This window comes from Kosakonia sp. N21, assembly GCF_050587465.1.
Lineage (GTDB): Bacteria > Pseudomonadota > Gammaproteobacteria > Enterobacterales > Enterobacteriaceae.
Genome location: NZ_JBOBHR010000006.1, coordinates 51670 through 64474 on the forward strand (window position 1 = coordinate 51670; position 12805 = coordinate 64474).

The 12805-nt window shown below is 52.7% G+C and carries 9 protein-coding genes; 7 read left to right on the top strand and 2 right to left on the bottom strand.

Annotation, left to right across the window (positions count from 1 at the left end):
- Positions 1–589 precede the first annotated feature (589 nt).
- Both ACQ3G7_RS15495 and ACQ3G7_RS15500 read left to right on the top strand, forming a co-directional pair.
- Positions 590–2203: a putative bifunctional diguanylate cyclase/phosphodiesterase gene (locus ACQ3G7_RS15495; RefSeq protein ID WP_430890675.1), complete on the top strand. Its 1614-nt coding sequence runs from the start codon at positions 590–592 to the stop codon at positions 2201–2203.
- A gap of 1087 nt (positions 2204–3290) precedes the next feature.
- The gene (locus ACQ3G7_RS15500; RefSeq protein WP_430890488.1) at positions 3291–4613 is read left to right on the top strand and encodes a sensor domain-containing diguanylate cyclase; all 1323 of its coding nucleotides are present in this window, start codon (positions 3291–3293) and stop codon (positions 4611–4613) included.
- 75 nt (positions 4614–4688) lie between these two features.
- Here the strand turns inward: ACQ3G7_RS15500 and ACQ3G7_RS15505 are convergent, their stop codons facing one another.
- Together ACQ3G7_RS15505 and ACQ3G7_RS15510 are read right to left on the bottom strand one after the other, a co-directional pair.
- Positions 4689–5831 (bottom strand): trans-sulfuration enzyme family protein, encoded by a 1143-nt coding sequence (locus ACQ3G7_RS15505; RefSeq protein ID WP_430890489.1) that lies wholly within the window; start codon positions 5829–5831, stop codon positions 4689–4691.
- Positions 5832–5850: 19 nt separating this feature from the next.
- Complete coding sequence (locus ACQ3G7_RS15510) at positions 5851–7221, bottom strand: pyridoxal-phosphate dependent enzyme (RefSeq protein WP_430890490.1); 1371 nt, start codon at positions 7219–7221, stop codon at positions 5851–5853.
- Positions 7222–7616: 395 nt separating this feature from the next.
- On the opposite strand from ACQ3G7_RS15510, the gene ACQ3G7_RS15515 reads away from it, so the two are divergent.
- From ACQ3G7_RS15515 to ACQ3G7_RS15535, 5 genes are all read left to right on the top strand, one after another.
- Positions 7617–8639 carry a methionine ABC transporter ATP-binding protein gene (locus ACQ3G7_RS15515; protein WP_430890491.1) on the top strand — a complete coding sequence of 341 codons (1023 nt, stop codon included), beginning with the start codon at positions 7617–7619 and terminating at the stop codon, positions 8637–8639.
- Positions 8632–9300, top strand: a complete 669-nt coding sequence (locus ACQ3G7_RS15520) for a methionine ABC transporter permease (RefSeq protein ID WP_263099445.1) — start codon at positions 8632–8634, stop codon at positions 9298–9300. Before ACQ3G7_RS15515 ends, ACQ3G7_RS15520 begins: the two co-directional genes overlap by 8 nt.
- An 18-nt stretch (positions 9301–9318) precedes the next feature.
- Positions 9319–10131 (top strand): MetQ/NlpA family ABC transporter substrate-binding protein, encoded by an 813-nt coding sequence (locus ACQ3G7_RS15525; protein WP_430890492.1) that lies wholly within the window; start codon positions 9319–9321, stop codon positions 10129–10131.
- A 185-nt stretch (positions 10132–10316) separates the two neighbouring features.
- Positions 10317–11498: an acetyl-CoA C-acetyltransferase gene (locus tag ACQ3G7_RS15530; protein ID WP_430890493.1), complete on the top strand. Its 1182-nt coding sequence runs from the start codon at positions 10317–10319 to the stop codon at positions 11496–11498.
- Positions 11499–11974: 476 nt separating this feature from the next.
- A complete protein-coding gene (locus ACQ3G7_RS15535; protein WP_430890494.1) occupies positions 11975–12655 on the top strand; it encodes an oligogalacturonate-specific porin KdgM family protein in 681 nt (226 codons plus the stop codon).
- The last annotated feature ends 150 nt before the right edge of the window (positions 12656–12805 follow it).

Sequence of the window (12805 nt, forward strand, 5' to 3'; positions counted from 1 at the left end):
GACCCCGATGTGTTGAATACGAGCTATAATAAGCAAGGTTGTTTTCTCTATTTACCGCGCTATCAAGCGGGAAACCTAAAATCCAATGTCTTCGTTAAGGTAAATTTCAGACATCCGATTTATTTGAGAATTTCCTTATATACTGTCGGTGGCGGGCGGTTAAGGTCAAGTGACGATATCAATAAATTAGGATACACTTATTAAGGGTATCTATGAATACCGGCTTTATTTATTACTGTGAGCCGAGTCAAAGCCGCAGGGAGCGTGGCGTTGCGGGGCGTGAGAGGTAAAAATTATCACGAGGATTGTTAGTTAAACTTTTTATTAATAATTACCCGACATCAATTCTTCACAATTTATTCATAATTTCTCGATTTTTGTGCGCACTGTCTTTATCGGAAATTATTTTGGATTCTTTAGCGATTAATTAATGTTTATATATTGAGACCATCTATAAATCATCATTCTCTATTAATATAGCTGCTGTGTGATATTGAACCCTTTAATACTTTCAATTAGGATGTGTCCGAACACTTCTTTAAGAAAAACGATTATGCATTCTGAAAATGATATTTTCGGCTCTCAGAATATGCTCGCCGCACTCGAAAATGTTCACGATGCTGTCGTACTACTTGATAGTACGGAAACCGTGTTTTTTTTTAATCGCGCAGCTGAGCAATTATGGGGCTACCCGCGGATTTCGGTCCTCGGTTGTAAGGCGTCAACCATTCCGTTGTTTGGCGCTATCGATGTGCTGTCCTGCGAAGCAGAAAATGAGCAGGCGCTGACCGTCATTACTGCAACCGGCGAAGAGACATCGCTGGCGGCAACCATCAGTTATGACGGACCAGGAAATACAGGCGCACCTTGTCGTGTTGTGGTGCATATTGACCAGGAGCGTGTCACTAAACTTTCAACCTTTGACCGTCTGACCGGGCTGCCGAACCGCAGCGCGTTGCATCAGTATATCGATCAGATGATGGCCAGTGGAGAGCATGCCCGCGCGGCGTTCTTCTTCCTCGATCTGGATCATTTTAAAGACGTTAACGATGCGCTCGGCTACGCCGCCGGGGATAACGTGCTGGTGGCCATCGCGCAGCGTCTGCGCACCGAGTTTTCCCGCCAGGGGTTTGTCAGCCACGCCGACAGCGACGCGTTTGTGCTGGTGATCCCGGATTGCGATAGCACCCGGGCAACCAGTATCGCGCAGAAAATCCAGGCGCTGTTCCGCATGCCGTTTAAGATTGCCGATCTGGCGTTGAATGTGACCGTCAGTACCGGTATCAGTCTGTATCCGGATCATGGCGTTTCACGGGATGGTTTGCTCAAGCATGCCAACCACGCGTCGCATCTGGCGAAAGCGGCGGCCTCCGGCGGCTACCTGTTCTTCAGCACCGAGATGAATCAGGTGGATCAGGAACGGTTAAAACTGGCGGCGGCATTAAAACTGGCTATCGCCAGTAATCTGCTGCATTTGCACTATCAGCCGCAGGTTTGGCTTAAAAATGGCGAGCTTTATGGAGTCGAAGCGCTGGCGCGCTGGACGGATCCGGTTCTTGGCGATATTCCCCCCGGAAAATTTATCGCCCTGGCCGAAGAAACCGGCGAGATTGAGGCCATTGGTCGCTGGACGCTCCATGAAGCTTGCCGCCAGATGGCGGAATGGCGCAACAACGGTATTGAGGTGCCTGTGGTGTCGGTTAATCTGTCGCCGATCAACTTCTATAACAGCAGCCTGCCTAATTACATTTCGTATCTGCTCCGGCAGTACCGTATTCCGGCCAGTTGCCTGACCATCGAGATCACCGAAGGGGTGATGATGGACAAGCGACCGGAAACGATGGAAGTGATTTGTGCCGTGCGCGAGTTAGGCGTTGGGTTGTCGATGGATGATTTTGGCACCGGTTTCTCTTGCTTGTCCCGACTGGCGCATTTGCCGATGACCGAACTGAAAATCGATCAGAGTTTTATGCGTGATTTGAGCGAAGGCAGCAAAATGAAAGCCATCGCCACCACGGTGGTCAAAATTGGTCAGAGTCTGCATCAGACGGTGGTTGCCGAAGGTGTGGAAACGGAACAGCAGCGTAATCAGTTACGCGATCTGCAATGTGATATTGCGCAGGGTTATCTTTATTCCCGCGCGCTCACGGCGGCAGCGCTGGCCGGATGGCTGCAAAGCAGACCACAAAGTGAAATGATTTAAGAGTGAGTTTGCACGGTAGCAGTGGCCCAGGCTTGAAAGGATAATCAGGCCGGAATAAGCCCCCCGGTGCGCGTCCAGTGCCGGGGGATTATTTTTTTGTTTCCCCTTCACCGACTGAGTCAGACACGTCCTCAACATTTACCGACTTGCCCCCTGCGGCAAGCTGAATAATGTGTATAAATTATTCCCGTCTTATTTTTATAAGAAAGATTTTTCGCCGAATTAACTAAAACACTTCAAAATGATAAGTAATAAACAAAATCCCAGCATTCCCCACGACATGTGACGGTGCGCCTGACGGGCCGGATTCGTGCTGGTTGTTTTATTTTCGCTATTATTCATGCTCATAAATTTACTGTGTCCGAAGTTAATGATGACCTACGCCAGGCCTTGCGGCACGGCGCTTCACAGGAACGAACATAGGTATAACAAGCCGCCGCAATAAATGCAGGAAGGCTATTTTTTCTTTTATAGATACTTTTAATTAATTCGCTTATATATATAGACAGGCCGCGATGATTACCTTTTTTTCTTATGCGTGCGCGACAATAATAAGCGAAGAAAAATTATATTACCTGGAAAAAAATAAAAATCCATGCGGAAATTTGCGTTTGGGACAATAAATTTATTAAGATAGGCAGGCTCTATAATTGCCGGTTTTGTTCGGGTGGAGAACAAATAAATAACGGTGATTGAGTACTTATCCCGGGCAACATCGGGCTAAGACGTGGCAGCGGTATTGTGGTGGCGCGCACAGGGATAACGAAAAAGCCTGATGCATTGCTTCCCGGCAGGACTATGATTACTTCTCGTAATGGATGTGGGGCGCGACAGGGCTAAAGCAGACTCTGGTAAGTGGAAAGCACTTAACAATAATTATGCAAAATGAGTGCAAATCTGATTCACTTTCACAGGGTTAGCCTGCAGCTTAGGCATGACGCGTAGTTATCTATTTGCGGTGAATCGTTTGCGGCTGAAGGTCATCCTGGCAAGGAGTGCGACTTTAGCGGCTACTGGCGTGCCTTTCGCCTTCACCCAATCACCAGGCTGTTGTTAAGCGCATAGCGGGTCATGCGGAACAAAAATCATGAGTGAAAAAAGACGGACAGACCACAGGGATGAAGATGTTAAGCATCTCTTTGAGTTGCTAAATAATAATTCGGATTGGGTTTGGGAAGTGGATGCTCAGGGGCGTTATACCTGGTCTTCCGATGTGGTGACGGAGCTGCTGGGTGTGCCGCCGGAAGAGGTGATTGGCAAAACGCCCTTTGATTTTATGCCGCCTGGCGAAGCGGAACGGGTCGCCGGTGCTTTTGGCGCGATCGTAATGGAAAAGCGAGCGTTTTCCGGGCTGGTAAACCGTAACCAGCGCGCTGACGGAACCATCGTGGTGCTGGAAACCAGCGGTATTCCGCTGTTTGACGATAACGGCGAGCTGTGCGGGTACCGTGGGATCGACCGCAACATTTCCACGCTCGGAGAGCGCGTACTGCAACTGGAGACGATCTATGAAACCACCCCGGTGGCGCTCTGCATGATCGATCGCCAGGGGCGGCTGGTGATGTCCAATAAAGCGATGGCAAAGCTGTTGGGAGAACGTGCGCCGCAGAGCGCGGAGATCCATTTCCAGAGCCTGATGCCAGAATACTGGCACTTCTTTCGTACGGATTTCGAACTGGCTGATGGCGGCGAAACGCTGCCTTCGCGAGAACTGGGCTGGTTTGATCGCTGCTACGACATTCAGTCGGTGCCGGTGCGCGATGCGATGGATAATGTCATCGGTCTGTCGGTGACCTGGGTGGATATTACCGAGCGCCGTCATGCCGAGCAGAAACTGGCGAGCGCCAACAAAGTCCTGCAACAATATGCCCAGCACGATCATCTGACCGGGCTGTTTAATCGCCGCTATATGGATGAGTGCCTGGTGGCGGAGATCACCCGCGCCATGCAGGACGATTTCCCGCTGTCGGTCTGTCTGGCGGATATTGATTACTTTAAAAACTACAACGATACCCACGGGCACCAGGCGGGGGACGACTGTTTGCGCATTGTCGCCAAAACCCTCACCTCGTCACGCCTGCGCAGCGGCGATAACGTCAGCCGTTATGGCGGCGAAGAGTTTCTGATTATTCTGCCTGGCACCGATCTGGTGCAGGCGCTGGGCGTGGCGGAAGTGGTGCGCAGCAATATTAATGCGCTGGAACTGCCGCACCATGCCAGTCCGACCGGTTATCTGACCATCAGCATAGGCGTGGCGACCCTGCATGGCAGGCAAATCTGTATTGAGGGCAAACCGCTGCATATGATTGCCAGTGGCTTGATCCACCGGGCGGATACGGCGCTCTATGCTGCAAAAAAGCAGGGGCGCAATCAGGTGGTTTCCGCGCGGGATGCCCACACGGTTCCCTGAATTCGCCGCATCGTCCACGGCGGTAAATACCCACAGCGCCTGCGCCGATGTGCTGGCGCTGTAGGTCTCTCCGGTTTACGCCAACGCCTGCCGCCAGTCGGCAATCAGATCGTTTTCGTCTTCAATCCCTACCGACAGGCGGATCAGCTGCGGCGTAATGCCGTTGGCCAGCCGTTGTTCCAGCGGAATAGAGGCATGCGTCATGCTAAAAGGCTGGCTTACCAGGCTCTCCACGCCGCCAAGACTTTCCGCCAGCGTAAATAGCGTCAATTTGTTGATGATGACCGCCGCCCGCGCATCATCACCTTTGATCACGACCGAGATCATACCGCCCGGCAACGCCATCTGCTGACGTGCAAGCGAGTACTGCGGGTGCGACTCCAGCCACGGGAACCACACTTTTTCCACTTGCGGCTGTTGCTCCAGCCAGCGTGCGAGCGCCAGCGCGTTGCTGCTGTGGCGCTCCACGCGCAGCGCCAGGGTGCGGATCCCACGCAGCGTCAGAAAGCTACTGAAGGGATCGAGCACGCCGCCGATGGCATTTTGCAAATAGCCCAGTTTTTCGGCGAGAGCCGGGTTGTCGCCAACCACCGCCAGCCCGGCCACCACATCTGAGTGCCCGTTCAGGTATTTCGTGGCGGAGTGCACCACAATATCGAACCCCAGCTCCAGCGGGCGGTGGATCACCGGTGACGCAAACGTGTTATCCGCCACGCTCAGCACGTTATGCTGTTTGGCGATAGCGGCAATGGCCGCCAGATCCGCCAGTTTCAGCAGCGGGTTAGTGGGCGTTTCCACCCAGATCATGCGGGTGTCCGGTCGGATGGCGGCTTCCAGCCCGGCGAGATCGTCGGGTTTTACCCAACTGACCCGTAGTCCGGCGCTGCGGCGGCGAACGTTTTCAATCAGGCGGTAAGTGCCGCCGTAGACATCATCGACAGCCACCAGGTGGCTCTCTTTATCCAGCAGTTCAAGCACTGTTGAAATACTGGCGAGACCGGATGCAAAGGCATAGCCGCGCGTGCCGCCTTCCAGTTCGGCAATGGCGGTTTCCAGCGCGTGGCGCGTCGGGTTGCCGCTGCGCGAATATTCATACCCGGTGTGCTGCCCCGGCGCGGGTTGCGCGAAGGTTGATGTGGCGTAAATCGGCGGCATAACTGCGCCGTGTTGGTCGTTGAATGTGCCGCTGTGGACACTCTGCGTTGCCAGTGTTTTCACTCTTTTTTCCTTTTGTTCTTTATTGTTCAAGGCGGTTGCGCCAGGTGGTGAGGACGTCGCTGCGGGTGACAAGGCCGACAAAATGGCCGTTGTCGGCGATCACCGCCACCAGGCCGCGATCGAAAATGGCGTACAGCGCGCTCTCCGGTGCATGCTTATCAAGAATTTCAACGTTGCGGGTCATCGCTTCTTTTACCGGCAGGGAAAAACGCGCGCTGTCGCCGCGCACGTGGCTTATCAGATCCCACTCATCAACAATCCCGACCACGCGACCCTTTTCCAGCACCGGTAACTGCGAAATGTCGTACAAGCGCATGCGCGCCAGTACTGCGGCAAGGCTGTCTTGCGGTGCGGCGGTGACCGTCGCGCCTTCATCGTGACGCAGCGCGATAAAATCGGTCAGGTCGCCGCTCGACGGGCGGGTGAGCAGGCCTTGCTGGCGCATCCAGTCGTCATTGAACATTTTCGACAGGTATTTGTTGCCGCTGTCGCAGGCGAAAGTGACCACGCGCTTCGGCGTGGTTTGTGCCCGGCAGTAACGCAGTGCGGCGTTGAGCAGCGTACCGGTTGACGACCCCGCCAGAATGCCCTCCTGTTGCAGGAGATCCCGCGCGGTGGCGAAGGCTTCACGATCGGTCACGCGAAACGCCTGTTTCACGCCATCGATATGCGCCAGCGGCGGAATAAAATCCTCGCCAATCCCTTCGACCAGCCATGAGCCGGGTTCACCGTAATGACCGGTTTCGACCTGGTCGGCCAGAATGGAACCTGCCGGATCCGCCAGCACAAATTCGGTGTGCGGCGAGTGTTCGGCAAACCAGGCTTGTAACCCGCCCAGCGTACCGCCGGAACCCACGCCCACCACGATGGCGTCGATATTGCCGTCAAGCTGGTGATAAATTTCCGGCGCGGTGGTGGTGGTGTGCGCCAGTGGGTTGGCCGGGTTATTGAACTGATCAATATAAAATGCGCCCGGTGTTTCGTGCGCCAGACGTTGGGCGTAATCCTGATAATAGGCCGGGTGTCCTTTATTGACGTCAGAGCGGGTGAGCACCACGTTTGCACCCAATGCGCGCAGATGAAAAATTTTCTCGCGGCTCATTTTGTCCGGCACGACCAGCACCAGTGAGTACCCTTTTTGCGCCGCAATCAGCGCCAGCCCCAGGCCCGTATTCCCCGCAGTGGCTTCAATAATGGTGCCGCCAGGCGAGAGCAGACCCAGGCGTTCGGCTTCATTGATCATCGACAGAGCGACCCGGTCTTTAATGGATCCGCCCGGGTTTTGGTTTTCCAGTTTGAGAAATAATTCGCATGGCCCGCTGTCAAGTTTATGCAGTTGCAGCAGCGGCGTTTGGCCGATCAATTCGGTTACTGAATGGAAGACAGACATCGTATGTTCACCCGTAGATAATCGTGATGGGCGGATGATAGGTCTGCCATTTTTCGCTTTTAAAGAATCTTTATTTGTCGTTTAGAACAAACTGAAATATAAAGCTCTGTTTAGCCATCGGGACGGAGAGCCATATAGTCGTCCGGATGTGTTGATAGCCAAAAAAGGGCGTTTTAGCGCTGATTTCATGCGCTTTTCCCGTTCTGTTCGCGGGAGTTATGCGTTTTTTGGCAATGCAATGCGAAATAAATCCTTTTCGAAAAATCCCACGTTTTCGCCCGGTTAGCGCATTTAGTTATAAATAATGTCCATTTGGTTATTTGAAATATCACTACGGGTGATTATTATCGTCTGGACATCCATACCGCTAAACTGCCAAACGGAAACACCAACGCATGATCGTTCTCAGGAATATTTCCAAGATTTTCGACCAGGGAAAGGCATCGATTACTGCCGTCGACAGCGTCAATCTGACCGTTGAGCAGGGGCAAATTTACGGGATTATCGGCTACAGCGGCGCCGGGAAAAGTACGCTGATCCGTTTACTGAACGGGCTGGAAAAGCCCACCTCCGGCAGTGTGGTGATCAATGGGCAGGATATAGCCGCCGCGCGGGGCGAAGCGCTGCGCCAGGCGCGTCTGAAGATCAGCATGGTGTTCCAGCATTTCAATTTATTGTGGTCGCGCACGGTCAGCGAAAACATCGCGTTTTCTATGCAGATTGCCGGTGCGCCGAAAGCGAAAATCAGCGCCCGGGTGGCGGAACTGATTGAGCTGGTGGGGCTGAAAGGCCGCGAAAACGCTTATCCATCGCAGTTGAGCGGCGGGCAGAAACAGCGCGTCGGTATTGCCCGTGCGCTGGCGAATAATCCGGATGTGCTGTTGTGTGATGAAGCAACGTCGGCGCTGGATCCGCAGACCACCGATCAGATTCTCGATCTGCTGCTGGATATTAATCGCCGCTTCAAACTGACCATCGTACTGATCACCCATGAAATGCATGTGGTGCGCAAAATCTGTGACCGCGTGGCGGTGATGGAGAACGGTCAGGTGGTGGAAGAGGGCGATGTGTTAAGCGTCTTTACTCACCCGCAAAAACCGATCACCCGGCAGTTTGTGCGCCAGGTCAGCCAGTATAAAGAAGACGAGGCATTTAACCCGGAACTGAGCAGCGATCTGGGTGGCGCCGTCATTAAATTGACCTTTACCGGCCATAACACGCACCAGCCGATTGTGGGGGAGCTGACCCTGCGCTATGGCCTGCCGTTCAATATTCTGCACGGCAAAATGTCGCAAACGGCGCACGGTGTCTTTGGACAATTATGGGTGCACGTGGTGGCGACCCCGGAACAACTGAACAATATCCTCGCCGACTTACGCAACAGCGAGATTGAAAGCGAGGTGGTAACGCATGGCTGAGTCATTTTTTCCCCATCTGAAATGGGAGCAACTCTGGGCCGCCACGCAAGAGACGTTATATATGACGGCGCTGTCAGGCGCGGCGACGTTTGTGCTGGGTATTTTGCTTGGGTTGGCGCTGTTTCTGACTGCGCGTGGCGGTCTGTTCCAGAACCGCGCGTTGTACAGCGTGATCTCGATTGTGGTGAACGTCTTCCGCTCGATCCCGTTCATCATTTTGATTGTGCTGTTGATCCCGTTTACCAAGGCGCTGGTCGGCACCATTCTCGGTGCTAATGCAGCATTGCCCGCATTGATTGTTGGCGCTGCGCCGTTTTATGCGCGTCTGGTCGAGATTGCGCTGCGCGAAGTGGATAAAGGGGTGATTGAGGCGACGCGTTCAATGGGCGCGCGTCTAAGCACACTGGTTTTTCGGGTGTTACTGCCTGAATCATCACCTGCGCTGGTGTCCGGTATTACCGTGACGCTGATTGCGCTGGTGAGCTACAGCGCCATGGCCGGGGTTATTGGCGCAGGCGGGTTGGGCAACCTTGCTTATCTGGAAGGATTCCAGCGGAACCACAACGACGTCACGCTGGTGGCGACGGTGACTATCCTGATCATCGTCTTCATCATCCAGTTCTGCGGCGACGTGATTACTTCTCTGTTAGATAAACGATAATTATTGGAAACCACCATCATGAAAAAAACACTGACACTGATTGCCGCAGCCTCCCTGAGCGTTCTGAGCTTCTCATCCTGGGCAGACACGCTGATTGTTGGCGCATCCAATGTGCCGCATGCTGAAATTCTGGAGCAGGCGAAACCGATTCTGGCGAAGCAGGGCATCGATCTGGAAATTAAACCGTTCCAGGACTACATCCTGCCGAACACCGCGCTGGCCAGCCGTGAACTGGATGCCAACTACTTCCAGCACATCCCGTACCTGAACAGCGTGATCAAAGACCATGCGGGTGACAAGACCTATGATTTTGTTAGCGCGGGCGCGATTCATATTGAGCCGATTGGTATTTACTCTAAAAAATACAAGTCGCTGAAAGATCTGCCGCAGGGCGGCAAAATCATCATGCGTGATGCGGTCTCCGAAGAGGGGCGTATCCTGTCCATCTTTGAAAAAGAGGGCGTGATCAAGCTGAAACCGGGTGTTGATAAAGTCACGGCGCGTATTGACGACATCGTGGAGAACCCGAAAAAACTGAAGTTCCTGCCGAACGTTGAAGCGGCGCTGTTGCCGCAGATGTACAACAACGATGAAGGCGACGCGGTGGTGATCAACGCCAACTACGCGATCGATGCCGGCCTGGATCCGGTGCACGATCCGATCGCGGTAGAGAGCGGTGAAAACAACCCGTACGCGAACATCATTACCGTTCATCGCGGCGATGAGAAGAAAAAAGATATCGTTGCGCTGGTGAACGTGCTGCACTCCAAGGAGATTCAGGAGTGGATCCGCACCAAATATAAAGGCGCGGTGATCCCGGTTAATAACTGATCCTTCTGGCGCGCGGCTGTTCTGGCCGCGCGCCTGTTGCTCTGTTTTTTTCTCCTCCTTCTTTATTTCCGTCGTTTCTGGTCCATTATTTCCTTGTGATTAATATCACCAAATTTAAACAACCTTGTTAACACCCATTAACAATGCACTACTATTGCCAGGTTCATTCCAGGGCGGAGGTAGAGATGAAAGATGTCGTGATCGTGGGGGCTGTCCGCACGCCAATCGGCTGTTTTCAGGGGGCCTTGTCGCGCCACTCCGCCGTTGAGCTTGGTAGCCTGGTGGTGCAGGCGCTGGTGGAACGCAGCGGCGTGCAGCCACAAGATATTGATGAAGTGATCCTGGGCCAGGTGTTAACTGCCGGAGCCGGGCAGAACCCTGCACGCCAGTCGGCCATTAAAGGTGGGCTACCGAATACCGTTTCTGCCATCACCATTAACGATGTTTGCGGTTCAGGGCTCAAAGCCCTGCATCTGGCCTCACAGGCTATTCAGTGCGGTGAGGCGGATGTGGTGATCGCAGGCGGCCAGGAAAACATGAGCCGTGCACCGCATGTGCTCACCGACAGCCGCACTGGTGCGCCGCTGGGCAATAGCCAACTGATTGATAGTCTGGTGCACGACGGGCTGTGGGATGCGTTCAACGATTACCATATGGGTATGACGGCGGAAAATCTGGCGCGGGAGTATGGCATCAGCCGCGAACATCAGGATGAATGGGCGCTCCGTTCCCAGCATAAAGCGCGTGCGGCCATTGATTCAGGTCGCTTTCGTGCTGAGATTGTCCCGGTGAATGCAGTTGCCGCAGATGGTCGGGCGGTGATTGTCGATACCGATGAGCAGCCGCGTACCGATCCCAGTGCCGAAGCGCTGGCAAGATTGTCGCCGGCTTTTGGCGTGAGCGGCTCGGTCACTGCCGGTAACGCCTCACCATTGAATGACGGCGCGGCGGCAGTATTGATGATGAGCGAGAATAAAGCGCAGGCGCTGAATCTGCCGGTACTGGCGCGTATTCGGGCGTTTGCCAGCGTTGGCGTTGACCCGGCATTGATGGGGATCGCGCCCGTTTATGCGATGCGACGTTGCCTGGAGCGCGCTGGCTGGCAGTTAAATGATGTTGACCTGATTGAAGCGAACGAAGCCTATGCTGCGCAAGCGTTGTCGGTGGGGAAAGTCCTCGAATGGGACGAGAAACGCGTCAATGTCAATGGCGGCGCGATCGCGTTGGGTCATCCGATTGGCGCATCCGGTTGCCGTATTCTGGTTTCACTGGTACACGAGATGCAAAAGCGCAACGCGCGCAAAGGGCTGGCAACATTATGCATTGGCGGTGGCCAGGGCGTAGCGCTGGCTATTGAACGCGACTGACCTTCTCTTTTAAGTCAAATAAAGCCTTCCACCCGGAAGGCTTTATTATTTGTGATGGCGATCTCAGGCGGTGTTTCAATTAAATTAAAACCTTCACGACTTCACCTAATAATCATTCCACGTAATTAGAACACACACCTTAAACTCCCTGAAATTGTATTGTTGCCCCCGTTACCATTGTCATTGTGCAAGGTAAGCATGCTTATTATTATATTTTTCATTTTGTAGGTGACTGTTTTTAATTGTGTTCTTGAGTTGTATTTCAAGTTGTAACAATGCGGTTAATAAAAATTTGGTGTGATCTTGAGCCTGTTTTTTATGGCTAAAACGGAAAATATATTGATATTCATCACGCTGTTATAGATAGTTCAACTCTATACAATTATTTACGATCGAGATCACTAAAATAAAGTTACCAAAAAAATAAAATAGAATTCCATAAAAATGGAACATAATTTTAATTATTGAGGTGACTCATGCTTAAGAAAACTCTGGCTCTTGCTTCACTCCTTGGCGCTTCCTTCGCATCACAAGCTGTTACCGTCGACTTACGTCATGAATACATCGACAGCGGCTCTAACGCCGATCGTGTGGCGGTCTCTCACCGTTTTGATAACGGCGTGGGCTTTGGTGTTGAAGCAAAATGGAAATCCGGCGGTGATGATGCCGATAAACCCTTAACTGAAATTGTCGGTAATGGTCACGAAGAGTCGATCAACTGGCGTTGGGCTGCGACCAAGAATTTTGCGCTGACCCCGGGCTTTAATATCGAAAGTAAAGATACGAACTCCATTTATAAACCGTATCTGCATGTGCAATACAGCTTTGATAACGGCATTTATATTGCAGGCCGCTATCGTTATGAATACACACGTAACCCGGATTCCAGCACCGTTGATAATAAAGTCAACAAATTCGATACCTGGGTGGGTTGGGCGCTGGGCGACTTCCGTTTTGAGCTGAACTATGTTTATGCCAAGAGCACCGAAGACGTTATTCGCGAAAACAACAAAACCTATTCAAACGAATATAACGCCAAGGTGGCTTATAAACTCGATAAGAACTGGTCTCCGTATGTTGAATTGGGCAACGTGGGCGTGAAAAGTACCGACGAACGCCAGACCCGTTTCCGTCTCGGCGTAGCGTATTCTTTCTGATTGTCTGAATTACCCTCAAAAATTATCCCCGGAGCCGTTGGCCGGGGATTTTTTTGCGCTATTTAGAACCGCCGTGGCGTTACTGCTCACTTCCCCATTTTCTACTCACTTCAGCTCTTCCGTTTTGAACAGCGCCTGTGCTGACAATAG